At 72.4% G+C, this 25,264-nt stretch carries 18 protein-coding genes and 3 pseudogenes; 9 read left to right on the top strand and 12 right to left on the bottom strand.

What is annotated here, in order from left to right; all coding sequences use genetic code 11:
- Positions 1-43: 43 nt before the first annotated feature.
- The 6 genes from OJ962_RS14915 to OJ962_RS14890 all read right to left on the bottom strand — a co-directional run bounded on the left by OJ962_RS14915 (position 44) and on the right by OJ962_RS14890 (position 4,757).
- Positions 44-1,663, bottom strand: a complete 1,620-nt coding sequence (locus OJ962_RS14915; RefSeq protein ID WP_202953486.1) for a M28 family peptidase — start codon at positions 1,661-1,663, stop codon at positions 44-46.
- A 147-nt stretch (positions 1,664-1,810) separates the two neighbouring features.
- Positions 1,811-2,590 carry a class I SAM-dependent methyltransferase gene (locus tag OJ962_RS14910; RefSeq protein ID WP_270006438.1) on the bottom strand — a complete coding sequence of 260 codons (780 nt, stop codon included), beginning with the start codon at positions 2,588-2,590 and terminating at the stop codon, positions 1,811-1,813.
- Positions 2,591-2,632: 42 nt separating this feature from the next.
- The gene (locus OJ962_RS14905; RefSeq protein WP_255525773.1) at positions 2,633-2,767 is read right to left on the bottom strand and encodes a hypothetical protein; all 135 of its coding nucleotides are present in this window, start codon (positions 2,765-2,767) and stop codon (positions 2,633-2,635) included.
- Between the two features lie 234 nt (positions 2,768-3,001).
- The gene (locus OJ962_RS14900; protein ID WP_202953488.1) at positions 3,002-3,616 is read right to left on the bottom strand and encodes a hypothetical protein; all 615 of its coding nucleotides are present in this window, start codon (positions 3,614-3,616) and stop codon (positions 3,002-3,004) included.
- Between the two features lie 46 nt (positions 3,617-3,662).
- Positions 3,663-4,511 (bottom strand): hypothetical protein, encoded by an 849-nt coding sequence (locus OJ962_RS14895; RefSeq protein WP_202953489.1) that lies wholly within the window; start codon positions 4,509-4,511, stop codon positions 3,663-3,665.
- Between the two features lie 87 nt (positions 4,512-4,598).
- Positions 4,599-4,757 carry a hypothetical protein gene (locus tag OJ962_RS14890; RefSeq protein WP_270006437.1) on the bottom strand — a complete coding sequence of 53 codons (159 nt, stop codon included), beginning with the start codon at positions 4,755-4,757 and terminating at the stop codon, positions 4,599-4,601.
- A 130-nt stretch (positions 4,758-4,887) separates the two neighbouring features.
- Between OJ962_RS14890 and OJ962_RS14885 the strand changes: the two genes are divergently transcribed.
- Positions 4,888-5,406 carry a hypothetical protein gene (locus OJ962_RS14885; protein ID WP_202953491.1) on the top strand — a complete coding sequence of 173 codons (519 nt, stop codon included), beginning with the start codon at positions 4,888-4,890 and terminating at the stop codon, positions 5,404-5,406.
- Here OJ962_RS14885 and OJ962_RS14880 read toward each other — a convergent pair.
- Positions 5,381-8,176, bottom strand: a complete 2,796-nt coding sequence (locus OJ962_RS14880; protein WP_202953492.1) for an amidase — start codon at positions 8,174-8,176, stop codon at positions 5,381-5,383. The two genes, OJ962_RS14885 and OJ962_RS14880, sit on opposite strands and share 26 nt — an antisense overlap.
- Before the next feature lie 217 nt (positions 8,177-8,393).
- Here OJ962_RS14880 and OJ962_RS14875 point away from each other — a divergent pair.
- From OJ962_RS14875 to OJ962_RS14870, 4 genes and pseudogenes are all read left to right on the top strand, one after another.
- Positions 8,394-12,302: pseudogene (locus OJ962_RS14875) on the top strand (FlgD immunoglobulin-like domain containing protein); the annotation flags it as partial.
- Positions 12,259-12,561 (top strand): annotated as a pseudogene (locus tag OJ962_RS34435) (hypothetical protein); the annotation flags it as partial. The pseudogenes OJ962_RS14875 and OJ962_RS34435, both read left to right, overlap by 44 nt.
- Before the next feature lie 735 nt (positions 12,562-13,296).
- Complete coding sequence (locus OJ962_RS34430; protein WP_407697515.1) at positions 13,297-14,493, top strand: SGNH/GDSL hydrolase family protein; 1,197 nt, start codon at positions 13,297-13,299, stop codon at positions 14,491-14,493.
- A complete protein-coding gene (locus OJ962_RS14870; protein ID WP_270006436.1) occupies positions 14,424-16,406 on the top strand; it encodes an HYR domain-containing protein in 1,983 nt (660 codons plus the stop codon). Before OJ962_RS34430 ends, OJ962_RS14870 begins: the two co-directional genes overlap by 70 nt.
- Here the strand turns inward: OJ962_RS14870 and proC are convergent.
- The 4 genes from proC to OJ962_RS14850 form a co-directional block, all read right to left on the bottom strand.
- On the bottom strand, positions 16,403-17,185 hold the full coding sequence (proC, locus tag OJ962_RS14865; protein WP_202953496.1) for a pyrroline-5-carboxylate reductase: 783 nt from the start codon (positions 17,183-17,185) through the stop codon (positions 16,403-16,405). The genes OJ962_RS14870 and proC overlap by 4 nt on opposite strands.
- Positions 17,182-17,550 (bottom strand): thioesterase family protein, encoded by a 369-nt coding sequence (locus OJ962_RS14860; RefSeq protein ID WP_202953497.1) that lies wholly within the window; start codon positions 17,548-17,550, stop codon positions 17,182-17,184. The genes proC and OJ962_RS14860 overlap by 4 nt, the downstream gene beginning before the upstream one ends.
- On the bottom strand, positions 17,498-18,982 hold the full coding sequence (locus OJ962_RS14855; RefSeq protein WP_202953498.1) for a PP2C family protein-serine/threonine phosphatase: 1,485 nt from the start codon (positions 18,980-18,982) through the stop codon (positions 17,498-17,500). The genes OJ962_RS14860 and OJ962_RS14855 overlap by 53 nt, the downstream gene beginning before the upstream one ends.
- A 244-nt stretch (positions 18,983-19,226) precedes the next feature.
- Positions 19,227-20,492, bottom strand: coding sequence for an MFS transporter (locus tag OJ962_RS14850; protein ID WP_202953499.1), 1,266 nt, complete (start codon positions 20,490-20,492; stop codon positions 19,227-19,229).
- On the opposite strand from OJ962_RS14850, the pseudogene OJ962_RS34425 reads away from it, so the two are divergent.
- From OJ962_RS34425 to OJ962_RS14820, 4 genes and pseudogenes are all read left to right on the top strand, one after another.
- Positions 20,491-21,464: pseudogene (locus OJ962_RS34425) on the top strand (LysR family transcriptional regulator). The gene OJ962_RS14850 and the pseudogene OJ962_RS34425 overlap by 2 nt on opposite strands.
- A 17-nt stretch (positions 21,465-21,481) precedes the next feature.
- Positions 21,482-22,738 (top strand): cation:proton antiporter, encoded by a 1,257-nt coding sequence (locus tag OJ962_RS14830; RefSeq protein ID WP_202953501.1) that lies wholly within the window; start codon positions 21,482-21,484, stop codon positions 22,736-22,738.
- A gap of 43 nt (positions 22,739-22,781) precedes the next feature.
- Positions 22,782-23,741 carry a MopE-related protein gene (locus OJ962_RS14825; RefSeq protein ID WP_202953502.1) on the top strand — a complete coding sequence of 320 codons (960 nt, stop codon included), beginning with the start codon at positions 22,782-22,784 and terminating at the stop codon, positions 23,739-23,741.
- A complete protein-coding gene (locus OJ962_RS14820) occupies positions 23,738-24,487 on the top strand; it encodes an alpha/beta hydrolase (RefSeq protein ID WP_202953503.1) in 750 nt (249 codons plus the stop codon). The genes OJ962_RS14825 and OJ962_RS14820 overlap by 4 nt, the downstream gene beginning before the upstream one ends.
- 475 nt (positions 24,488-24,962) lie before the next feature.
- On the opposite strand, the gene OJ962_RS14815 is transcribed toward OJ962_RS14820, so the two are convergent.
- Positions 24,963-25,264 (bottom strand): hypothetical protein (locus OJ962_RS14815; protein ID WP_270006434.1); only part of this gene is annotated, 302 nt, incomplete at its 5' end.

Below are 25,264 nucleotides of genomic sequence, written 5' to 3'. Positions count from 1 at the left end.
CTGCGGTGGGGAGCGGCGCCGTGTGGCGCCGCTCCCGCGGCGGCTAGTGGCCGCCGGCGCGCTTGGGCAGGGTGAGCGTCGGCTCGCCCGAGAGCGGGTCGTCCGCCATCGTGAGGTACCAGGTGGCGTGCGCGGCGGCGTCGGCCATCTGGTCGAAGCCGACCAGGCCGTTGCCGGCGAGCGCGGCGGCCGCGGCGGGCCACTGGGCGACCGGCAGCGGCAGGAACCCCTGAGCGTCGAGCGGCGGTGAGCCGAGCAGGGTGCTCAACGTGTCGCAGGCCTGGTGGTAGCAGGGGTCCAGCCAGGCGCCCTGCACGCCGCCGTAGCGGGCGACCTGCGCCGCGGTCTTCGGCTGCTCGGCGCCGGTGAACAGGCCGCCGGCCGGAATCCCCTCGGCGATGAACGGGCCGTAGTCGGAGCGGCCGGTGAAGGCCGTCGCCTCGTATGTCAGCCCGACGGACTCGAAATACTGGTTGAAGACGTGCTCGATGATGTCCGAGCCGGCCGGGCCCTCCGTGCCGAACGAGCTGCCGTCGCCGTCATAGACCATGCGGGCGAAGTTCGGTGAGGCCAGCATGTCGAAGTTCAGATTCGCGAGGATGTCGGCCTTCTCGGCGTCGGACAGGTGCTCGACGAAGTAGGTCGAGCCGATCAGCCCGGACTCCTCGGCACCCCAGAACGCGAACGCGACCCGGTTGGTGAGGCTGCCCTTGTTCTTGTTCTTGGCCAGCTGCGCCATGCCCTCGGCGATCTCGAGCAGCGCCGAGGAGCCAGAGCCGTTGTCATTGACGCCCGGGCCGGCCGGCACCGAGTCCAGGTGCGCGCCGAGCATGACCGTGTTGTCCGGGTCGCCCGTGGACGAGTAGGCGATCACGTTGCGGAAGAAGCGCGGCGTCGTCGTCGTGTTCGTGGTCAACGTGACGCGTACGGGACCCTGCTGGGTCGCGGCGTAGAGCTCCTTGCCGAGCGTGGCGCTGAGGTAGACGGCCGGGATGCCGAGGTCGAACGGCCCTTCGATGAACTGCGGGTTCACGCGCGTGGGGCTGTTGCCCTCGTTGAAGAGGATCACGCCGGCCGCCCCGGCCTCCTCCGCGAGGGCGAGCTTCTGCACGAACGGGCAGGTTCCGCGCTGGATCAGCGCGATGTTGCCGGCGGCCGCCGCCGGATAGTCCTCCTCCTCGCACCCGCTGGTGGACGTGTTGTCGGAACCGGTGTGGATGACGATGTCGTTCGTCGGCACCACGAGGAGGTTGGTCAGCGTCTCCGACGGCGTGAACCCGAAGGTGATCATGTCGACGGGCGTGCCGGACGCCGACGACGGCGAGGACGTGAACGACCTGGAACCCCACGTCAGCTTGGCCGGGGTGTTCTCCTGCCAGACGGGATAGTTGAACTCCGGCGTCGTGACGCGGTATCCGGCCTTCTTGAGCGTCGCGACGACGTACTCGACGGACGCCTCGTATCCGGGCGTCCCGGTGGCGCGCGTGTTGCCGTTCGCCGAGCCGATCGCCTGGAACGCCTCCAGGTGCTCCTGCAGCCCCTGAAGCGTGACGGACTTGCGCAGCTTCTCCGACGAGACGTCGCGCGGATCGGCGTTGGCCGGTGCGACGGAACCGATGACGACAGCACAAGTCGTCACCGACAGCGCGGTGAGCCTTCTCACTCTCTCCCCCTCTCCTGGGCGAGTTGTCAGACGTGGAGGCCGTCGACCGGCCTCGCGATTGCGCGCAACGCTACCGCCGCGACCCGCCGCACGGAAGCGCTCGTCTCGCGCGCGAGACAAGCGCGTTGGCGACCGGACGCGGCGCCTTCAGCTCGTGCGGCGCAGCCCGTGCAGAACGTACGGGCTGTGCACGAGGAACGCGGACGGAGACTCGTTGGCCTCCCGCAGCACGTCGATCATCGCGGCGCGGGCCTCCTCGCCGGCGCCCGCCCGCTCGAGCGCCGGCCGCATCGCGAGCGCCATCGGGTGCTCGCTGCCGGCGTCCACGTAGGCTTCGGGCGAAGCGGCGCGGATCTCGAGCTCGGCCGGCTCCGTCGTGGCGAGGGTCAGCCCGGACTCGCGTGCGACGGGGGCGAGCGCCTCGGGGTCGAACCACGCGAAGCGCTTGCGCGGAGGCCCTGGGGCCACGCGCGCCATCACGCGGCCCGCCGCGCCGAGCATCGCGTCAATCGGGCCCGCGGGCACCCAGGCCGTCACCAGTGCGCGGCCGTCGGGGCGCAGCACGCGCGCGATCTCGCGCAAGGCGGCCGCGGGATCGGTCGCGAAGATCACGCCGAAGACGGACAGCACCACGTCGGCGGCGCCGTCGTTGACCGGAAGCGCGGCGAGGTCGCCCTCGCGCAGGTCGACCTCCAGGCCGCGCGCCGCCGCGCGTTCGCGCGCGACCGCGAGCAGGCGCGGCGCGCCGTCCACGCCGATGACGCGTGCGCCGCGCGCGGCGGCGAGCAGCGCGGCGTTGCCCGTGCCGCACGCAACGTCGACCACGTCAGTGTCCGCGCCGACGCCGGAACGGTCGACCACCCGCTCCGACACCGGGGCGAGTTCTTCGGCTGTCGTCTCGTAGCGTCCCGCGCCCCAGTCCACCATGCCCGGGATCATGACGGCTTGGCGGACCGCCTGAGGCCGCGCCTACTTGGCGGCCTGGCGGCAATTCGCGTCGAAACAGGGGTACGGGCCGCGCGGACCGGCGTGGAAGTGCCCGGCCTCGGGGGCGTGGGCGGTGGGGAACTGGCGGGTCAGGGCGGAGAGGATTCGATTCAGCATCCCTTCCGTAATACCGCGTCCGCAAGCGCTTGCGGCAACGGTATAGAGCCATTCCCCCCGACCGGCGGGGTGGTCAGAGCACGCCGAGGAGGAACAGCAGCACAACGGTGATGATCACCGATACGAGGAGCGAGCCGAGGCAGCCGAGACGGCTGGAGAAGAAGAGGAACACCCGGGCGGCCTACCCCAGTGAAGACGCGCGACGAACACGGCCCGGTCAGGGGCGGGGCGTGATCAGCTCCGCCGCGACAGCCGCGCGTGGGTCTCCACGAGCACGAACGTCGAGACCACGACGATGGACGCGAGCAGGATCGCCCCCTTCGCCGCGCCCGCGGTGCCGCCCAACAACGGGATGTTGTGCCCGGGCCCAAGAGCCAGCACGAAGCCCGCCAGGCCGGTGATCCAGGCCGCCCGCCGGCCCGCGAGACGCCAGCCGACGAGCGCGCCGACGAGCGCTGCCGGCAACAGCAACTCGGCTCCGAAGCGCGTGGCCACGGTCATCAGATCGGTGCCCGGCCGGAGCTCGCCGGTGTCTGCGTCGAACAGTGCCGGGCGCAACTCGGCCAGCGCGACGCTCGGCGCCAGCGTCAACGCGACGAGGCACACCCACGCGACGTGTCGCCAGGGGCGCGCGGGCAGACGATGCTCCAGCTCGCCGTAGGCCCAGCCGATCGCCAGCCCGCCGACGCCGGCGATGGCGAGCCCCGGGGGCAGGATGAACCAGATCGGCATGATCCACACGTGGTGGATGACGAGGAACACCAGCAGTCCGGCGGCGCCGGCGACGGCACCGGCCACCAGCGCCGGACGGGTCTTGGCGGCAGCGTGCCGGTGGGCGGTGGCGGACATACCACCAGCGACGATCGATCGGCGGCGCGCATTCCGGTACGAACCGCTAAGGCATGAACCGGTCTCGGGCCATGTTGAACCGCGGCGCCCCGTAGGCGTTGGGCTCGTTGACCACGAACCGTGACCACGTGTCTTCATCGTCGGCGTCGATGACGACGCGACTCAGGATCGGGGTGACGCTCGCGCGCACGAGCCGGCGCGGATCTGGGGACACGCGCCCGCGGCATGCATAGGACCCCGCATAGAGACGCTCGCCGCGCAGACGCAACGTGTAGACGTGCCCGCAGCGGCGGACTGGGTCCTCGGTGTACCACCGCGCGATCGCGCAGTCGACGCGTCGGGCGCCGAGCTTGAAGCACACCGGCTCGGTGGAGCATCCGTCGTCCTCGCCGCAGAGCCAGTAGGCCTCCTCGGTGCTGTCCGCCAGCATGGAGGCCGTCGCCCGGTCGAGCACGCCGGTGTCATCGCCGGGCGCCCGGCGTCGCTCGATGACCACGCGCGCCGACCCCCGGACCGCCTCATCATCGTCGAAGCGCGACGCCGAGCCGCGGACGACAATCTCGTTGCGCCCCAGCTCGAGCGCGACGACCGTCGCGTACCCCTGAGCCGTGGGAAACACCTCGTGCGGTCGCCGGTTGACGGTCACGCGGACCACTGCCTCGCCGTCGTCGGGCGAGATCCACGGTGCCGACCCACGGACCTGGACCGATCGTGCGCTCGTCACGAGGCCGGAGGCGGGCTTGGCAATCGTGACGGCGTCCGCTGGGGGACCGCGGACCACCGCCACGTCCGCAGGCTCAGCCGGCGGCGCGGGTGAGCTCGAGCGGCCGGCCACCGAAGCGCCCACCACGAGCAGCAGCAGAGCAAGCGCGAGCCAGAGGAGCGGTCGCTTCACCCGGGAAGGCATAGGAGCACGTTCTCAGCCGGCGCCGGGTCCGGCCAACCACCAAGGTGTGTGTTCGCGTACCCCTGAGGCCGGGAGCTACCAGGCCCACCAGGAGCGCGCGCCCTCGGCGTCCTGGTAGGGCGGGCCGGCCCGCAGCGCCATGTTCAGGCGCGTGAAGCGTCCCGCCGTCTTCTCGCACTCCTGCTCGGGGATGTAGCAGCGCAGGATCGCGGCGAATTCGCTCGGGGCTGCCACGTCAGCCGCAGGGGCGATGATCGCAACCGAGTCCACCGGTTGCGACGGCGCGGAGACGGAGGTCGCGGAGAGGCCCACGACCCAGACATCGGCCGCGATGGCCGAAGGTTTAGCGGGTAAGCGGACCGAGATGTCCAACCGTCAGTCCCCGAACGCGCGCCTCGTGGGGCGCGGGCGCCTCCTCGCCGTCCCGATCTGGCTCTACCTCGGGCTGATCGGCGTCGCCGTCCTCGTTTTCGGCGGGATCAGCATGTCGCTCGTCATCGGCATCCCGTTCACGCTGCTCGCCCTGTTCGGGCTGGCCTCGATCGCGTACGCGCGCGTGTGGGTGGACGGGCCCACCCTGTATTCGCGCCACGTCTTCGGCTACCGGGAGCCGATCCGGATGGACGAGCTGCTCCGCGCCGAGCTGACCGGCTTCGAGCGCTACCGCGGACGCCAGCTGTGGCTGACCCGGGCGGACGGCAAGCGCGTGGTGCTCGACGCCACGAACTTGCGCTTGAAGCCGCTCTACGGGGAGCTCGCGCGCTACATCCCGGCGGGGTCGAGTACGGCCAACCCGCTGCTGCACAAGCGGATGGAGGCGGCACGGCCGATCATCGCCGTGCCGCCCCCGAGCGCCGCTACGGAGTCGTCGTGGACAACGTGAACGTCAGCGTCTTGCTGTAGGTCCCGGTCCGCAGCGGATCGGTCCGCTTGATCAGCTGCTTGAACGCGATGTCGACGCGGTCGTTGGTCACCGGCGCGGTCCAGCTCGCCTTGCTGAACTCGACGCGCAGCGGCTCCGGCAGCGTGAACGCGCCGTTGGCCAGGTGCCCCGGCTCGGACACGCTGAGCTTCGCCTCACCCGCGGTGGAGATGACACTGGCGGTCGCGCCCGCCGTGTACTCCTGCTCGACACCCGGCGTGAACGCGCCGAAGGTCGGCGTGCCCGCCAGCGTCAGGCTGAGCGTGGCCGGGACCGTGCCGCCGACCGTGCCCGGCGTCGTGGTCGCGAACGGCAGCACCGGCGTGACGTCGACCGGAGGCGCGAGCCGCCCGTTCGCCTTGGCCTCGAACGCGTGCGCGAAGCTCAGCAGCTCGAGGTCCTGGAACGCCTTGCCCTGGAGCTGCAGGTTGATCGGCTGGCCGTGGTCGTTGACGCCGGCCGGGAAGATCACCGTGGGGACGCCCGCCGCCGACGACTGCGGATCGCGCCGGCCGAACGACGGCTGGATCGAGTCGTTGAGGTGGATGTCGCTGAGTAGGCCGGGGAGGACGACGGCGTCGACGCCGCTCTCGTCCATCCACGTGGCCAGCCGCGCCCGGTACTCCGCCCGCTGGGCCTCCCACGCCTTGGTCTGCTCGACGGTCATCGCGCCGGTGCCGGTGTAGGGCGTCGTGTTGCGGAACTGCGGCAGGCGCAGCGGGCTGCGCAGGATCTGCGCGGCGTCCGTGTACGGCGCGTTCGGGTGCGCGAGCAGCCACTGGCGCCAGCCCTCGTAGCCGCGGTCGCCGGGCGGGTTGGACGGGCCGTTGGGCGCCGCCGGCATCGTCGTGATCGTGGCGCCGGCCTGCACGAAGTACTTGAACGCGTCGCGCAGCGCGGCCTCGGTGCCCTCGGTGCCGAACGGGTCCTCCCACGCGGTGCCGTCCGGCACGCCGATGACCTTGCCCTGGAGCGCGTTCGTGTCCAGCCCGGCGGTCCAGTCCGCGGGACGCTTGCCGTTGGCCACGTCGTCGAGCGGGTCGTTGGGCGCGTCGCTGCGCGCGGTGGCGTTGAGCAGCAGCGCGAGGTCGGCGGTCGACTGGGCGATCCAGCCGACGTAGTCCTGGATGTAGGTCAGCGGCATCGTCCCGTCGCTCGACTGCATGCCGTCGGTGCCGCGCAGCGACACCAGCGACGCGCCGGACGACGGGCCCCACAGCGAGTCACCGGTCTGCGTGCCGAAGCCCGCGGCGGCGAACGAGGAGGCGACCGCCGTGGCCGTGCCGCCGGAGGAGCCGATCGGCGACTTGGACGGGTTGTACGCGTTCCACACCTGGCCGTACGCGGACGGTGAGAAGTGGCCGTCGTTGGCGTACTCGGCCAGGTTGGCCTTGCCCATCACGATCGCGCCCGCCTCGCGGATCTTGATCACCTGCCACGCGTCCGTCGTCGACTGGAAGCCCTCGAACACGCGCGAGGCACCCGTGGTGGGCATGTCCTTGGTGGACATCAGGTCCTTGGCGACGATCGGGATGCCGAGCAGCGGACGCGTGTCGCCGGCCTTGCGGGCGGCGTCGGCGGCCTTGGCCTGCGCGAGCGCGTCCGGAGCGAGCGTGATCATCGAGTTCAGGCCGAACGGCCCGCGGTCGTAGGCCGCGATCCGGTCCAGGTAGGCCTGGGTGATCTGCTCGGATGTGGTCTTGCCGGCCTGCAGGTCCGCGATCAGCTGCGTGATCGTCTTGCCGACGACGTTGTAGGGCGACTTCGTGGTCGCGCCGATCGCCTTGTCCCCGGCGACCGGGCCGAGCGCGTAGGCCGGCGCGCTGCCGCAGTTGATCGCGGAGATGTCGACGTTGACCAGCGCGCACGCCTCGGCCGGGGCGAGGTCACCGAGCGGCGGCGCCGCGGCGAGCGCCGTGGCCTTGGCCGTGACGGCCGCGACCTGCGAACCCGCGGCGGGCGTGCTGCCGCCGCCGGTGGGCGCGCGCGTCTCCGACAGGCCGGTCACGACGTACCGGACGAGCGCCTCGGTCGCGCCCGGCGCGATCGTGAGCGTGTTGACGTAGCCGACGTGGTTGGCGTGATCGCCCGTGGTCTCGAGCGGGAACTCGAACGGGCCGCGCAGGAAGTTGCCGGTGCGGTCGAACGTGCCGGGGACGGTCGCGCTCGTGCCGTTGACGGTGGCCGAGCCGGCGCCCGCCGAAGGCGAGTAGTGGACGGCCCACTTGTCGGCGGCGGTGAGCGCGGTGTCGCCGTTCGAGGTCGCCGCGATCGCGCTCTGGTTGGTGCCGGTGTTGTAGCCCAGCTGGCCACCGAACGCGGTCTCGATCGTGATCGGCGCGCCCGTCGTGTTGGTGAACGTGTCCAAGAAGCGCGCGTACGCCTCCTCGGTGTTGAACGCGATCGAGCGCTTGATCGCGACGCCGCCGAGCTTGACGGCCTTCTTGCTCGTGTACTGCGTGGCGCTGTCGGCCGTCAGGTCGAACCCCCGCAGCAGCACGCCGTTCATGCGCGGGCTGCCCGGCACCTGCACGCGCAGGCCGCCGTAGCCCTGCAGCGAGTTCGTGCCCGTGTTGTGGATGGAGCCCGTGTCCATCCCGGGGTCCGCGGCGTCATTGACGTTCCAGATGTCGCGGTTGGCGTTCGTGACGGTCGTCCAGGCGTAGGCCGTGGACGCCGATGCGGCCAGCAGCACGCATGCGGCGGCCGACGCGAGAGGAAGTCTGCGCAAAGGGAATGCTCCGGAGAAGGTTGACCCGACGCCGCTCGCTGGAGCGGCGGCCCGAACCTATCCGGCAGGCGGTCCGGGGACCCTGGACCGCCGGTCGAAACCGGAGCGACGTCTTGGCGTACCGCTCGGCCGTCGCGTTCGACCGAGAGCACGCCGACCCCCACCATCGGTCAGGCTTGATTGAACGTGGCGCGGGTTCTCCACTAGGGTCGCGCGAATGGCTCAGCGCTCAGTGCTGTCCCTGGCGGCACTGCTGCTGTGTCTGCTCGCGTTCGCCGCACCGGCGAGCGCGGCTCCGCCGACCGTGACGCTGCAGACGCCCGAGCGATCCTTCTCCCCGGACGGCAACCAGCACGAGGACGTCCTCGGGCTCTCCTACCAGGTCTCCGAGCGCTCCCGCGTGTCGATCGTCGTGGTCGATGCGAGCGGCGAGGTCGTCCGCCGGGTGCAGACAGACGTGCCGACGGAAGGGTCGGCGTCGTTCGCGTGGGACGGCCGTCGCGACGCGAGCACCGCTGTTGCCCAGGACGGCGTCTATCGCTACCGGATCACGGCGGTCAACGAGGCGGGGGAGACGGGGAGCGCGGAGCGGCGGATCGCCATCGACACCGCACCCGTCGCGGCGATCACGGCTCCCGCGGCCGACGCCACCGTGACGGGAACGGTCCGCGTGGTCGTCACCCCGCACGCCGGTCGGTCGCTCTCTGGCGGCAACCTGTACCGCTGCTATTGGGCGTCACAGTGCGCGTGGCAGTCGCTGGGCTCGCTGGACGCCGACGACACCCTCGAGTGGGACACGCGCTCCTCCTCGACCGGCGACACGTGGTTGTGGGGCTACGTGTACTACGCGGACCAATTCGGCACCTCACACAGCTTCCCGGTGGATGCTCGTCACGTTGTCGTCCAACGGCCGGTCACCGTCAGCGTCAACAGCGCGGCGCGGTTCTTCTCGCCCGACGGCGACGGGCACGAGGACGCGTACGGCATCGGCTACGTCACCACGGCGCCCGGAACGGCGAACGTGCGCGTTCGCAATGCGGCAGGAAGCGTCGTGCGCCGGCTCGTGAGCGATGTCTTCGTCGCCGAGGGCGGCTCGAGCGTCAGCTGGGACGGGCGCGACGATAGCGGAGCGACGGTGCCCGACGGCGAGTACTCGTACACCGTGGACGTCGTCGGGGCCGTCGGAGCGCCTGCGAGCGCCAGCGGCCGGGTCGGCGTGGACACGGCTCCGGTGGCGGAGATCGTGGCGCCGGACGAGGGCGCGGTGGTCGACGGGGAGGTCATGATCCGGGTGGCGCCTCGGTCCGGGCGGTCGCTGACCGGCGGAACGCTGTACGGGTGCTACTACGTCGGGCAGTGCGCGTGGTACGGGATCGGGTCGCTGGGCGAAGCGGACGCGCTCGGCGTCCGCGGACTCACCTGGAACGCGGCATCGTTGCCGACGGGTGAGAAAGGGCTGTGGGGCTACGCGTACTACACGGACGCGTTCGGCGCCGGCCACTCCTACCCGCTGACGGTGCGGCGGGTCGACGTGCGGCGCGCGGTCGCGCTGACGCTGCAGTCACCGGAGCGGTACTTCTCGCCCGACGGCGATGGGCACGAGGACGCCGTCGGCTTCAGTTATGCGGTCACCGCCGCAGCGACCGTGACGATCAACGTCAGCGACGCCGCAGGCGAGCCGGTGCGCCGGATCGCCGACGCGGTCGCCGTCGCCGAGGGCGGGCATTCCGTCTCCTGGGACGGCCGCAACGATGACGGCGAGCGCGTCCCCGACGGCGTCTACACCTACACCGTGCGGGCCGTCGGCGCGATCGGAGAGCCGCAATCCGCCAGCCTGCGTGTGGGCGTGGACACGGCGCCAGTGGCCCGGATCGTCGCGCCGGAGGACGGTGCGGTGGTCGACGGGCAGGTGACGGTCCGCGTGGCGCCGCATCCGGGGCGCGCATTGACCGGCGGGACGCTGTACGGGTGCTACTACGCCGGGCAGTGCGCCTGGTACGGGATCGGGTCGTTGGGGGAGGCGGACGCGTTCGGCGTCCGGAGCGTCACCTTCGACACGGTCGCGTTCCCGACGGGTGAGAAAGGGCTATGGGGCTACGCGTACTACACGGACGCGTTCGGCGCCGGCCACTCGTACCCGTTGGCGGTGCGGCGCGTGCAAGTGCGGCGCGCGGTGACGCTGACGCTGCAGTCACCGGAGCGGTACTTCTCGCCCGACGACGACGGGCACGAGGACGCGGTCGGCGTCAGCTACGTGATCACGGCCGCGGCGCGCGTCACCATCCGCGTGCGTGACGACGCCGGCGGACTCGTGCGCCGGTTGGAGACCGACGTGGCCCGCGACGAGGGCGGTCACAGCTTCACCTGGGACGGTCGCGACGAGGACGGCAAGCGGGTCGCGGACGGCGTCTACCGGTACTCGGTCGAGGCCGCGGGTGAGATCGGCGAACCCGTCATCGCGAGCGGGAGGTTCGGCGTGGACACGCGCCCGGTCGCCACGCTGCTCGCGCCCGCCGCCGACGCTGTCGTCACGGGCAGCGTGCGCGTCAAGATCGCCCCCGCAGAGGGCCGCACGATCACCGGCGGCTCGCTCTATCTCTGCTACGCCGACCTCCGCTGTAGCTGGCAGGGCATCGGGTCGCTCGGAGTCCCCGACTTCGACGGCACGCGTGGACTCGAATGGAACACCGCGACGACACCCACGGGCGCCACCTGGCTGTGGGGCCACGTGTATTACCAGGACGATTTCGGGGCGTCGCACTCGTATGCGATGGCGACGCGGCGAGTCGTAGTGACGCGCGCGGTACAGATCAGCAACGTCTCCAGCGACCGCTACTTCACGCCCGACGGTGACGGCGGCGAGGACACGGGCGGCCCGTCGTACTGCATCGACGCGCCTGCGGACATGCGCCTGGCGATCACTCGTGACGGGAAGCCCGTCCGCACCGTGCGCAGCGACGACCGCACCCAGGGCTGTCACTCGTTCAGCTGGGACGGGCGCAACGAGGACGGCGCTGCGGCGCCCGACGGCGGCTACGCGTACACACTGGTCGCCACCGGCCCGGAAGGGCTAGCTACGACCGTCGCCGGCCGGATCGGCGTTCGTCGAGATCCGCCGGGGCGCGTGCTGCGGCCCGTGGCGACCGACGTGCTCTCGCGCTCGGCGGCGTTCACGTTCACGCCCGCCGACGTGCCGGTCACCGAGGTCGCCCCGTGCGTGACGACGGCGGTCTGCTTCCCCATCACGGCCGCGAACGCAAGCGGTCAATGGGCGACGGCGATGCAGCTCGCGCCGCACCTCAATGGCGATCGCACGCTGGCCGTGACGGTCCGTTGGCGCGACGCATACGGATCGGCCCACCAAACGTCGCTGCCGCCCGTGCCCGTCACCGTCAACACGGCCGCGCCGCAGCTCGAGCTGGAGGCCGCGCCGGCGGCGGGCGAGGCGCCGGTCACCAGCCGCATCCGGCTCGATGCGCGCAGCGAGAGCGGGCGCGAACTGAGCTATCGCCTCGACTTCGGTGACGGCAGCCCAGTCGTGACCGGCACGCGGGCCAGCCCGCACACGCCCCTGGAGCTCGAGCACGCGTTCACGCGGCCGGGCGCCTACCGCGTGCTCGCCGACGTGGACGACGGCGCCGGCAACGGGGCGCGCCGCAGCACACTCGTCACGGTCACCGCGCCGCCCAACCGCCCGCCGACGGCCGTGCTGACACTCGATCGCGACGAGGGCAGCGCGCCGTTCGCGGTCACCGCCACGATCACGGGTGAGGACGCCGACGACGATGCGCTCACGTATCGGGTGTCGTTCGGCGACGGCAGCCCGGAGCGCACCGGCACGCTTCCGCAGACGCCGCTCACGCACACGTACGCGACCGCGGGCAGCTTCCTCGTCCGACTCTCGGTCAACGACGGCGAGCGCACCACGACCAGGACCGTGCGCGTCGTCACGGCGCTGTCGGAGCCGTTGACCGCGGCAGCGGGCGACGACCAGCAGGCGCAGGCGGGCGAGGCGGTCGCGTTCGACGGCGGCGGCTCGCGTCCCGCGGCGCTGATCACTCGCTACGAGTGGGACTTCGGCGATGGCTCGAGCGCGACTGGCCGCGCGGCCACGCACCCCTTCGCGCGCGCCGGGCACCTACACGGTCACGCTGACCACGACGATCGGGACGTCGACCGCGACGGACACGGCGCGGGTGACGGTCACCGACCCGCCGCCGGCCGACCGAGCGCTGGCCGTGCGCGTGACCGGGTCCGGGATGCCGGTGGGCGACGCCACTGTCACCTACATCGCGGGGGACGGCAGCCGTACGTCGGCGACGAGCGGCGCCGATGGCGTCGCGCGCCTGCGCGGCCTCCCCGACGGCACCCACACGCTGTATCTCTATGCGCCGGGCTACCGGCCCCGGACCGCGCCCGTCACCGTTACCGATGGCCGCGGCGAGGTGGCGGTCGATCTCGAGCAGGGCCAGCTCGGCGCCACGACGCTCGAGCATCGCCGCATGACGCTCGCGGAGATCCTGGACGCCGGCATCGACGTCGACGACCCCGCCAACACGCACGTGTACGAGGCGAAGGTGCACCTCTGGTTCGACCCGGTCGGCGCCGAGGAGGAAGACCCGCCCGCGAGCGAGACCGTGCATCTGTGGTACTGGGACGGGCAGATCGTCTGCGCGTCCAACTGCGGCGGTGGCGGCGGTGGTGGTGGCGGTGGCGCCAACCCGTGCCCGGAGGCCGACACGCTCATCGGCTGCTGGGTGCTCAACGGCCGCCAGTACCTCCCGACGCTCACCCACGTCGCCGGCAAGCCGTTCATCCACTGGCTCGTCTTGCCGATGAAGGCGTCGTTCCTCAAGGCGTTCTTCGACGTCCAGCTGATCGTGCAGAACCTCGCCGACCCGGGATTCACGTTCGAGCCGGGGGTCGCGAGCCTGCAGCTCCCGCCGGGCCTATCACTCGCGCCGCTACCACGACCGCAATCCGCGACCCAAGAGGTCGGGGCAATCGTGGGCGGGCGCAGTCGCGCCGTGGAGTGGATCGTGCGCGGGGACACCGAGGGAAGCTACGACCTGAGAGCGACCTACTCCTCGACGCTGGCGCCGGTCGACGCCCCGGTGTTCATGACCGCGGGCACCCGGACGCCGCTCGACGTCTACGGGGCATCCGCGCTCAAGACGCGGATCGTGCTCGACTGCTACACCCACCGCTGGGGCCCGTACGGGTTCGAGGTCGAGATCACCAATGTCAAGGACGCGCCGGTCTACAACCTCGAGGTCGAGATGTTCGAGCAGGCGGCGGACAAGCCCCCTGAACACGCCGACTTCTTCTACGCCTCGGCCGACCGCAGGCAGCGGATCGCCGAGCTCGCACCCGGGGAGACGTTCCGGGCGCGCTACACGGTGTTCGCCGGGCTGGGGCACGAGGACGACCCGCGCCCGCTGGAGCTCGCTCTCGACCGCTCGTTCGTGCAGCGCACCGGCGGCGACGTCGACCTCGACCCGGAGCTTGTCAAACGCGAGCCGTGCCCGCCGGAGCCGCCGCCCCGGTACGACGTGCGCCACCGGGTCGAGCCGTCCGGTGGTGGAGAGCGAATCGTCGTGACCTGGGACCGGCCTGCGGTCGAGCCGGGTGACGCGCCGATCACCGGCTACCAGCTGTGGACGCGCCAGCGGCTGGACTCTGGGACGTGGGAGCGCTACGGCGACCGCTTCATCACCGAGGCCGCCACGATCCCGGACACGGACCGCGACGCCGGTCGCTACTACATGATCGCGACCGAGCACGGCCCGGAGGATGTCCGCTTCGAGCACCTGATCGGCGTCGGCCCCTCGCGCTACGTCTCGCTCGGTGACTCGTTCTCCTCGGGTGAGGGCGTGCCCGCGTTCGACCCGGGGACCGCCGGGGACGTCGACGGTGACGGCGGCAACAAGTGCCACCGCTCCGTGGGCAGCTACGGGCGGCTGGTCGCGGCCGACGACGGCATCCAGCGCAACCTCGCGCCGATGACCGCGGACGCGTGCTCGGGCGCGATCGCCGCGGCATCTGGATGGATAACCGCCGCAATCCGGACGAGGGCCCGCAGCAGCAGTCCGTCAACCGCTTCACCGATGTCGTCACGCTGTCGATGGGCGGCAACGACATCGGATTCAAGGACATCGCGATCGCGTGCATCCTGCCGGTCATCGACTGCAGCGCTGCGCCGCTTCAGGCGCTCGGCAGCGAGCCCTGGCTGCGCAATTTCGCGCACGTGTGGGACGACCAGTTCGCGCTCGCGAGCGACATCCGCGATGTGGTCGAGTGGGCGGACTCATGCCTGAACTGGGCGAACATCCCGAAGAAGATCTTCTGCCAGTACCGCAGCGAGCGGTTGATCAACGACTTCGACGAAGCGATCAACCAGGAGCGGCGTGTGTCACCGCTGAACCTCGTCGACGACGATCTCCACGACCGGCTCGTGTCCGCGTACGAGCGGCTGCTCGGGCGCGCGCCGAAGGCCCATGTGTACGTGATGCCTTACCCGAAGATCGTCGACGGCGCCGATGTCGACGGCGACTGCGAGCTGCTCGGCCCCGGGGAGCCGTCGCTGACCCGCGGCGACCGGCGGGCGATCGACTCCGTGATCACCATGCTCAACGCCGAGGTTCACAAGGCCGTGAAGGCGACCGGGTCCTCGCGCATCAGCTACGTCGAGTTGGGCACGGACTTCGACCAGATCCCGCTGTGCAAGAACGGCCGGATCAACCCGCAGACGGGCTTCAACTCGGCGACCAACCCGTTCTTCAGCACGCCGGGCAACTACGGCCCGATCTCGTACGCCTTCCACCCGAACGCGCGCGGCCAAGAGGCCTACGCGAGCGCGCTCAAGCGCGCGCTGAACGAGCGCATCGCGCCGCAGCGAGTGCTGCTCGACCTCGGCCAGACGATCGACGTCGGCACGTTGCAGCCCGCCGCCGGCGCGGACACCCTGCAGGCGCAGGCCACTTGGCCGGGCAGCACGGTCTCGCTCTCCTTCGTGAGCCCGGGCGGGACCGTGGTGGACGAGGACTCCCCCGGCGTGGTGAGCATGCGCACGCCGACGTCGCACAAGCTCGTGCTCGCCAACCCGGGCCCGGGGACGTGGAAGCTGCGCGTCACGGGTGACGACGTGCACGAGGACGAGCCCGTGGACGTCGAGGCGTTCACGACGACGCCCGACCGCGCCCCACCGAGCGTGGCGGCGCGCGCCGAGCGGGTGGACGGGACGGCCTCGACGTTCCGGCTGATCGCGGACGGCCCCGCGGACGCGACGCACACGTGGGCGTTCTCCGACGGTGGCGTGGCGACCGGCGCGCGCGTCGAACACCGCTTCACGAACGCGGGGGAGCTGTGGGCGACGCTCAAGACCGCAGCTGCCGACGGACAGACGACGTGGACGCCGCTGACCGTGCGCGGGGCGGATGCGTCGGCGCCGGTGATCGCCACGGCTGCCGACGTGGTCGCCGAGGCCGCCTCGGGTGCGGGACGCGCGGTCGAGTTCACGCCGCCGTCCGCCACCGACGGGGTCGGCGCGCCGATCGGGACCACATGTGCACCGGCTTCCGGCAGCGTCTTTGCGCTCGGCGCGACGGAGGTGACCTGCAGCGCGACCGCCGGCGGCAAGCGCGTCACGAGTCGATTCACGGTGCGCGTGCAGGACACGACACCGCCCGTGTTCGGTCCGGCGCCCGACGTCCGGACGGGCGCGTTCGCCGTGCCGGTCGCCACGGACACGGTCGACGGGGCAGTCGACGTGGGCTGCTCCCCCGCGTCCGGCGCCGTCTTCGCCGTGGGCGCGACGCCGGTGACGTGCTCGGCCGCGGACCGAGCCGGGAACGCCGCGAGCGTGCGCTTCGTCGTGACGATCGACCCGGTGGTCGCTCCGGCGCCCCGGCATGCAGACCCCAAGCCGGTCGCGGCGGGACGCACGGCGCTCAAGCGCGCGATCGTGCGCGGCCAAACGGTCACGGCCCAGCTCGCGTGTCCCGCGGGGACGTCCGGCTGCGCGGCCGTGACCGCGCGGCTGATGGTCAAGCGCTCCGTGGTCGGCACGGGCCGCACGGGCGCGCTCGCGAGCGGCAAGACGGCCAAGCTGACGGTCAAGCTGAACGCAAAGGGCCGCGCCCTGCTCAAGCGCGGCCGCGTGAAGGCGACACTCGAGCTCCGTCAGGGCACGACCGTGCTCGGCAAGCGCGCCGTGACCCTCCGTCGCTAGCGGCTGCCGAGCTCCCTCGAGCGCTCCGTGGCGGCCATCACGGCCTCCAGGAACGCCGAGCGCACGCCGCCGCGCTCGAGCTCGCGCAGGCCGGCGGCGGTCGTGCCGCCGGGGGAGGTGACGGCCGCGCGCAGGTTCGCGGGGCTGTCGCCGTCGATGAGCAGCTGGGCCGAGCCGAGCAGCGTCTGGAACGCGAGCGTGTTCGCGAGGTCGCGGGGGAGGCCGGCGAGCACACCGGCGTCGCTCAGCGCCTCGGCGATGAGGAAGACGTACGCGGGGCCGGAGCCGGACACGCCGGTCACGGCGTCCAGCTGGGCCTCCTTCACGCGCACGACGACGCCGACCGCGCCCAGGATCGCCTCCGCCCACGCGAGGTCGTCCTCGCCGGCGTGCGCGCCGGGGGCGATCGCGGTCACGCCGGCGCCGACCAGCGCGGGCGTGTTCGGCATCGCGCGGATGACCGGCAATGGCGCGGCGGCCTCGATCGCGGCGGCGGTGATGCCCGCGGCCACCGACAGCAGCCGCTGGGCGCCGGCCTGCGCGGCGGCGGCCGCGACGGCGGCGATGTCGTTCGGCTTGGTCGCGAGCACGACGCCCTCGGCGGCGACGGGCTGCTCGACGACCTGCACCCCCGGGTACGTGGCGGTCAGCGCCGCGCGGCGCGCCGCGGACACCTCGGCGACGGCGAAGTCCTGCGCGGGACGGCCCGCGGCGAGCATCCCGCCGAGCAGCGCCTCGCCCATGCGGCCGCCGCCGACCAGCAGCAGAGGAACGCTCACAGCTCGGGCGCGACCGAGATCAGGCGGCGCTCGTGGGTCCCGACGCCGATCGTGCGCGCGCCCTCGGAGACCTCCACCTCGAAGCGCAGCTTGCGGCCGTCGATCACCTCGCGCAGCTGCGCCCGGGCCGTGCACTCCGCGCCCTCGAGCGCGCCGCCGACGTGCCGGACGTTGACCTCGAACCCGACGGTCGCGTGGCCGGCGGGAAGGTCTTCGCGTACGAGGTTGGACGCGGCCCACTCCATCATCGAGATCATCCCGGGAGTCGACAGCACCGGCATCGGCAGGGTGCCGTCGACATCGGTCAGCAACTCACCCTCGACGCGGAAGTGCTCCGTCCGCTCGCTGCCCTCGTTGAACGCCATGGCGGGACTCTACCCGGGGGACTTCGACGGCGAGCAGCGCGATGTCGTCGGCGGGCACGTCCGCGCTGGCGGCCAGGACAAGGCGCTCGCACACGTGGTCGGCGTCGTCGCCGGTGCCGGCCAGCAGCGCGCACAGGCCGCGCTCGCCGAGCAGCTCGCCGCTGCGGCGGGACTCGGTGATGCCGTCGGAGAACAGCAGCAGCAGGTCGCCGGGATCGAGCGTGAAGGAGGCGTCATCCAGGCGCACGTCCGGGACGGCGCCGATCAGCGTGCCGTGCGCTCCGACGGCCTCGACCGCGCCGTCGGCGCGCCGCACGAGCGGCTGCGCGTGGCCGGCGAGCGCGACGCACGCGTCGAACCCGCCGTCCTCCCGCGCCCGCAGGCGCACCAGGGCCAGCGTGCAGAAGCGGCCGTGGCAGCCCTCGCGGCGGCGCAGGACCACGTCGTTGAGCTGCTCGAGCATGCGGGCGGGGGAATCCTGCTGGACGGCGATCGTGCGCAGCGAGTGGTGGATCAGGCTGGCGACGGTGGCGGCCTCGACACCCTTGCCCTGGACATCGCCGACGAGCGTGACCCACTCGCCGTCGCCGAGCGGGAAGCAGTCGTAGAAGTCGCCGCCGACGTCGGCGCCACCGCGCGCGGCCCGGTAGCGGGCGGCGAGCTCGAGCCCGGGAGCGGAGGGCAGGGTGGGCGGGAACAGCGAGGCCTGCAGCGTGCGGGCGATGTGATCGCGTTCGGCGTTGATGCGGGCGTGCTCGACCGCCCGCGCGGTGCGCGCCGCGAGGTCGACGACGAGCGTGCGGTCCTCGTCGTCGAGCACGCGGGAGCGGGGGCCGTTGGCGAACGTGATCGAGCCGATGGACTGCCCCTCGAACACGATCGGCACGGCGACCGCGGAGCCGCGCGCCGCAGCGCCGTACTCGGCCACGCGCCGGACGTCACGGCCCTCATCGATGTCGATCACGCAGCGGTCCGTCAGCGCCGGCACGGCGGCGCGGGCGACGTGCGCGAGCGTCTGCACGTAGTCGAGCGAGGAGACGAGCTCGGTGGTGGCGGCGGCCAGGAACTCGGCGCGGGTCGCGCTCAGCCGGCGCTGATCCGACAGCGCCTGCAGCTGCTCGCGTCGCCGCGCCGCGAGCACGCCGAAGGCGCACGCGCACACGAGCGCCGCGAGCCGGGCGGCGGAGTCGGCGCCGGCGGGCATGGCGTTGATGTGCCACAGGACGGCGGCGACGCACAGCGCGAGCGCCCCGACGAACGCGGTACGGCGGGCGTTCAGCCGGATGCTGGCGAGCAGCGGCGCGCCGATGACCAGGCCGACGAGCACGACGGGGTGATGCCCTTCGCGGTCCAGCACGATGTCCGCGACGACGACCGTGATCAGCCACGCGCCGCAGAGCGCGAGCCAGAACCCGTTCGACCGTTCACGCACGCACGGGTGATCGGCACGAACCCGCGACGATCAGCGCGTTTGGCAACTTTGCGGCCGCGATCGCAGGTTCACGGCGCGTGCTGCGGGGCGCCGTCGGCGCCCCGCAGTGGTCGCGAGATGTGCTCGATCGCGTCAGAGCCCGAACCCGAGGAGTTCTCCGGTAGGGCGAACTCGGCCGCACTTGACGGGGAGGGAGTCCCATACGGCCCGCGGGTCAGAAGGACGATCGGTCACAGTGGTCTTGCTAACCGTTCTGGGTTGCGAACGCTCGTGGGCCATCCGTGCGCTGACCGTGACGCTCGCGGTCAGTGCGCGGCCGCGCCGCGAAGGCCCCGCCGACGAGCAGCAGGGCGGCGAAGCCCAGCAGCGCCACCTTCGGCGCCATGAACTGGCTCGCGACTCCCAGCCCCAGCACCGGCACCGAAAGCCCGAGATAACCGGCGAGGAAGAAGCCGGCGAGCACCTCGGCGCGGTTCGGCGACGCCGCGGCCAGCGCCGACACGCGCGCGATCCCGCCCTTGAACAGCAGCCCGGCGCCCACGCCGGTGATCACGACGCCCGTGAGGAAGAGCGCGAGGCTCGACGCCCACAGCGCGGTGACCAGCAGTGCCAACCCGGCGGACAGGGCTGCGGTGCCGGTGCCCACCAGCCGCCGCACGTCCCACGCGCCCGCGGCGAGCTGGGCGACGATCGCCGCTCCGAAGCCCGTGACCGCCGGCACGCCCGCGAGCGCATGGTTCGTGTGGCCCAGCGTGCCCGCCAGGAAGGAGGGCGCGAGCGACGTGAACAGCCCGAACGCCGCGAAGGCCACGAACGCGCCCGCGGCGGCGCTGAAGAAGCTTCCGCGCGCCGCGGCCGGCACGGCCACCCGCTGCGGGCGGTACGCCGGGCGCCGCTGCGGCCGCGTGACCGTCTCCGGCGCGAGCGCGACCGCGATCACCGCGACGACGAGCAACGCGGCGAACACGGCGTAGGGCACGGTCAGCGGCGAGGCGACCGTCTCGGCCAGCACACCCGCGACGATCGGACCCAGCCCGAGCCCGCCCAGGTTGGCGGTCGTCGCGACGATCTGCGCCCGCTTCGGCGAGGTCCCCGGCCGCTGCGCGAGGTGCAGCTCGACGAGGAACGCGGTCGAGGTGGCCGTCACGACGCCGACCGCCAGCCCGCTCAGCACGCGGCCGACCAGCAGCCCCGGCAGGGTGTCCCAGAGCAGGAAGACGGCGGCGCTGACGAGCGCCAGCAGCAGGGCCGCGACGAGCGTCCGGCGGCGGCCGAGCCAGTCCGAGACGTGGCCGGCGAAGAACAGCGCTCCGGCGACGCCGACGGCGTAGGCGGCGAAGATCACGGTGATCAGGAACGTCGAGAAGCCGTCCCGGGCCTGGTAGATCGCGTACAGGGGAGTCGGCACCGTCGAGAACGCGAGGACGGCGAGGAAGGCGAGCGCGACCGCCCACAGCCCGGCGCCGTGGCGGCCCGCCGCGGCCTGCGAGGAGTGCGGGAAGAGGGTCATGCCGAGCATGGTGACCCGCGCAACCATCGCGTTCAACGCAGATAGTCGCTATCGGCTATCGCGATCTGCGATAACTGACGGCATGGAGCTGCGTCACCTCGCCACGTTCGTCGCCGTCGCCGAGGAGGGAAGCTTCACGCGCGCGTCGGCGCGGCTGCACGTCGTCCAGTCCGCCGTCTCAGCCGGGGTGCGCGCCCTCGAGCGCGAGCTGGGCGCCCAGCTCTTCGACCGCACCACGCACCAGGTGACGCTCACCGACGCGGGCCGAGCGCTGCTGCCCGAGGCCCGGACGACGCTGGCGGCGGCGAACGCCGCGCGGGAAGCGGTCGAGCTCGTCCACGGCGGCCTGCGCGGGCTCGTCCGCATCGGGACCATGCAGGCCGACGCGCTCGTCGGCTTCAGCCTCGCCCGGCTGCTGGGCGCGTTCCGGGCCGAGCATCCCGACGTGGAGTTCCACGTCCGCCAGGGCTATTCCGCCGAGATGGCCGAGCAGGTCCGCGAAGGCCGGCTGGACTTCGCGTTCCTGGCGCTGCCGACGCCGCGTGCGAGCGGGCTCGCGCTCACGCCGCTGCGGCGGGAGGGATGGCGCTCGGCGTCCACACGGAGCATCCGCTCGCGGGCCCCCCCGAGGTGGAGCGGGCCGCGCTCGCGGACGAGACGTTCGCGGGCGGACCGTCGAACTGGGCCACGCGCGTGGCGGCCGCCCGCGCGTTCGCCGCCGCCGGCCTCGAACGCCGCGTCGCGCTCGAGATCAACGACACGCGCACGATGGTCGAGTTCGTCCGCCATGGCGTGGCCGTGGCGTTCCTCGCGCCGTCGTTCGTGCGCGACCCCGAGGGCATCGCGCTGATCTCGATCCGCGACCACGCCCCGGTGTTCGAGACGTTCGTCGCCGCGCCGAGCGCCCGGCGTCTCGGCGCGGCCGCCGCGGCGTTGCTGGCGCTCGCGCAGTCGCGGGTCGCCACGCCGTGAGTGGGTAGGCGTCGCTCGTGATCGCCGCCACCCCTGGTCTGACCTTCGCCGAGCCGTACCCGATCGGGCTGCTGTTCGCCGGCGTCGCCGTGTTCGCGGCCGTCGGCGCGCTCTCCCACCAGCACGACCGCGCGTTCTCGGCGAGCCTCATCTACCTCGGCCTGGGCGTGCTCGCCGCGGTCGTGATGCAGGTGCTCGACCTGCCGCGGCTGGAGCCGGTCGAGAAGTCGTCGCTGTTCGAGAAGGCCGCCGAGCTGGCGGTGATCGTGGCGCTGTTCGGCACGGGCCTCAAGCTCGAGCGCGAGCTCAAGGCGGCCGCCTGGCAGCACGTGGGGCGGCTGCTGCTGGTGGCGATGCCGCTGACGATCGGGCTCGTCGCGCTGTTCGGCTCCCAGATGATGGGCCTCTCGCTCGGCGCGGCGATCGTGCTCGCGGCGACGCTCGCGCCGACCGACCCGGTGCTCGCCGGCGACGTCGGCGTCGGCCCGCCCGGCGACGAGGAGGAGCGTGAGCCGAACTTCTCGATCACGGGCGAGGCCGGGCTCAACGACGGGCTCGCGTACCCGTTCGTGCTGCTCGGGATCATCCTCGCCGGCAGCGAGGCGGACGGGTGGCTGGCCGACTGGTTGCTCGCGGACGTCGCCTACCGCGTCGTGGTCGCCGTGATCGTCGGCGGCGCGCTCGGGTACGGGATCGCCGCGCTCGCCGTGTGGCTGCGCGACCGGGACCTGCTCGCGCCCGAGCTCGACGGCTGGCTGGCGATCGCCGCGGTGCTCGTCATCTACGGGGCGACCGAGCTGGTCAGCGCGTACGGCTTCTTGGCGGCGTTCGTCGGCGGCGTCGCGTTCCGGCGCTACGAGCACGGGCACGAGTACAACCGCAGCGTCCACGACGGCGCCGAGACGGTGGAGAAGTTCGGCGAGCTCGCGCTGATCCTGCTGCTCGGCTCCAGTCTCACGCTCGACGGCCTGCAGGCGCCGGGCTGGTCGGGCTGGCTGCTCGCCCCGGCGCTGCTGCTGGTCGCGCGGCCGGTGAGCGTGCTGATCGCGCTCGTCGGCAGCTCGATGACGGCCCGCGAGCGGCTGTTCGTGGCGTGGTTCGGGGTGCGCGGCATCGGCTCGCTCTACTACGCGGCCGTCGCCGTCGGCGCAGGGGTGCTGAGCGGCGGCGAGGCGGCCGTCGTGCTGTGGACGACGGTCGTCTGCATCGTGGTCTCGATCGTCGCCCACGGGGTGAGCGCGACCGGGCTGAGCCGCCGCTGGCTCGGTCACTGAGCGGATACGCCGCCAAGCGGCGGTCGCGCCTACGATTGGCCGCATGACGTTCGCGCGCAGGGTGGGGCTCGCGGGGGCCCTCACGATCGTTCTCGGCTGGGCGCCGCCGGCGTTCGCCGACCAGGATGGGAACTACTTCAGCCTCGCCATCGAGGGTCGTGGCAAAGCAGAGCAGACCGGTGGGACCCGAGGGCCGTCGGCGTACGGGCCGCTCGCCTGTGAGTCCACGGCCGACGCGGGCCGCACCTGCGGCTCGGTGTGGTACGGCTCCGCGCCCGCCACCCTCGCCGTGACCGCGACGCCCGCCGCCGGCTACGAGTTCGTCAGCTGGACGCTCACGGCTCCGCCCGAGTCCCGGCAGTACGGGCACTACTGCGCCAACCCGGCCTCGCCCACGTGCGAGCTGCACGTCCTGCAGGGCAGCACGACGGGCGAGCACTACTTCGAGCTGCGCGCGGCGTTCCGCGCGCTGCCGCCGGGGACGCCTCCGGGCGGCGGGACGGTGCAGCCGGGCGTGACCCCGCCGCCCGCGACGCCGTTCAACGACATGGACGGCGACGGCGTGGCGAACACGCTCGACTGCAACGACCTCAACGCCGCGATCCGGCCGGGGGCCGTGGACACGCCCCAGGACGGCGTCGACCAGGACTGCAACGGCGTCGATCCGCCCGCGCCCCGGATCCAGTCGCCGGTCAGCTACGGCTTCAACGCGAAGAAGACGTGGTCACGCGTGAACCTGCTGCGCGTGCGCGAGCTGCCCGCGAACGCGACCGTCGAGCTCACCTGCTCGGGCAAGGGCTGCCCGTTCAAGTCGCGCAGGGCCGCCGCGAGCCGCGGTAGCGCGACGCTCAACCTGCTCTCGCGCATGAAGAAGGCCAAGCTGCGGCCGGGCGCGACGCTGACGCTGCGGATCACGGCCCCGGGCCACGAGGGCAAGGCGCTGCAGTTCAAGATCCGCTCCAACCGCACGCCGAAGCTCACGACGCGGACGCTCCCGGCATGAGCCTCCACGTCCGCGAATGGCCGGTCGAAGATCCCGTACGCCTGGTCGTGCTGGTGCACGGCTACGGCGAGCACAGCGGGCGTTACGCGCACGTCGCCGCGGCGCTCAACGCGCGCGGGTCGGCCGTCGTCGCGCCCGACCACATCGGCCACGGGCGCTCGCCCGGCGAGCCGGCGCTGATCGAGGACTTCGAGCCGGTCGTCGACGATCTGCGGGCGGTCGTCACGGGCGCGCGCTCGCACCTGCCGGTCGTGATGGTCGGCCACTCGATGGGCGGCCTGATCGCGACCCGCTACGCCCAGCGCTTCGGCAAGGACCTCGCCGGGCTCGTGCTCAGCGGTCCGGCGATCGGGCTCTCGCCCGTGCTGGAGAGCTGGCTCGCGGACCCGCCGTCGGACCCGATCGACGGCGCCGTGCTCTCGCGCGATCCCGCGGTCGGCGAGGCCTACGCGGCCGATCCGCTCGTCTACCACGGCGGCTGGAAGCGGCCCACGATCCAGGCCTTCATCGACGCGGACCGCGCCATCGCGGACGGCCCGGCCTTCGGCGCGTTGCCGCTGCTCTACGTGCACGGCGGCGACGACCAGCTCGTCCCGGTCGCGTTCGCCCGGCCCGTCGTCGAACGCCTCGCAGGCGAGGACAGCGAGCTCGTCGTAATCGACGGCGCGCGCCACGAGGTCTTCAACGAGACCGACCAGGCCACGACGATCGCGCGCGTGGCGGACTTCGTCGAACGGGTCGCCTGAGTCGGTCTGTGGTCGCATAGACGCCCGCTGCTGGAAGTCGGCCCGCGACGGCACCTCCCCGCGCTCGCCCTCTCCCTCGCGTGGCGATGTGGGTCGTTCGCGGGGCACTTGAGCGCGCTGGGAGGTACCGCCGCGTGCCGCCCAGGAAGCTGGGTCGGCAAGCGCGGCGGCTTCTCCTGGGGGCGGCGTGCGAGGGTGGCGTGGGTGGTTCGTGGGTGGCGGGACGCCTCCTTGGCTTCCCAGAGATCAGGGTCGGCCCTCCCGCATTCACGCGAACGCGAAAGCGGCGAATATCGTCGAAGAGCACTACTTTGCTTCTCGTCCCAAGCAGCGGCGACAAGATCTGCGTCGGCGTAACGAACCTTTCGCTATCCGGAGGGTTCGTCGCACTTCGCGCGGCAGTTGCCGCGATCGTCTTCCATGCAACGCGACAGCTCCACGGCCGGCGGCGAAGTGGCGGAACCGTCGAGAAGCGCTACTTCGGTCGAAGTTCCGCGAGCTCGCGCAAGGTCCGCGCCGCCCACGTGCCGTCGCGTCCGTGGTAGTCCGTCCCGTCGAACCAGTCGGCGGCGGCGTCGACCGCCTCGGCGAAGTCTGGACCCTGGAACGGCAAAACCACCTGAGGGCTCGCCAGCGGCTCGATCCAGACCGAGACGCCGTAGGTCCGCTCTCCCTCGCGCCAGTGGAACATCAGCGCGAGGTATCGCCCGTCCCTGCGGGGATCGAGCACGACCTCGACCGCGGACGGATCACGACGGTCGACCGTCGCCTCGATCT

Origin of the sequence: Solirubrobacter deserti (assembly GCF_027587175.1) — a bacterium.
Classification (GTDB): Bacteria; Actinomycetota; Thermoleophilia; order Solirubrobacterales; family Solirubrobacteraceae; genus Solirubrobacter; species Solirubrobacter deserti.
This window is presented reverse-complemented; position numbering and strand designations above follow the sequence as displayed.

Bases quoted from the DNA above. Each gene is read 5' to 3' on its own strand.
- OJ962_RS14885 (WP_202953491.1), top strand. From the start codon at position 4,888: ATGTCCAACCGTCAGTCCCCGAACGCGCGCCTCGTGGGGCGCGGGCGC.
- OJ962_RS14910 (WP_270006438.1), bottom strand. From the start codon at position 2,590: ATGGTGGACTGGGGCGCGGGACGCTACGAGACGACAGCCGAAGAACTC.
- OJ962_RS34430 (WP_407697515.1), top strand. From the start codon at position 13,297: ATGACCGCGGGCACCCGGACGCCGCTCGACGTCTACGGGGCATCCGCG.
- OJ962_RS14825 (WP_202953502.1), top strand. From the start codon at position 22,782: ATGACGTTCGCGCGCAGGGTGGGGCTCGCGGGGGCCCTCACGATCGTT.
- OJ962_RS14905 (WP_255525773.1), bottom strand. From the start codon at position 2,767: ATGCTGAATCGAATCCTCTCCGCCCTGACCCGCCAGTTCCCCACCGCC.
- OJ962_RS14900 (WP_202953488.1), bottom strand. From the start codon at position 3,616: ATGTCCGCCACCGCCCACCGGCACGCTGCCGCCAAGACCCGTCCGGCG.
- OJ962_RS14820 (WP_202953503.1), top strand. From the start codon at position 23,738: ATGAGCCTCCACGTCCGCGAATGGCCGGTCGAAGATCCCGTACGCCTG.
- OJ962_RS14860 (WP_202953497.1), bottom strand. From the start codon at position 17,550: ATGGCGTTCAACGAGGGCAGCGAGCGGACGGAGCACTTCCGCGTCGAG.
- OJ962_RS14850 (WP_202953499.1), bottom strand. From the start codon at position 20,492: ATGACCCTCTTCCCGCACTCCTCGCAGGCCGCGGCGGGCCGCCACGGC.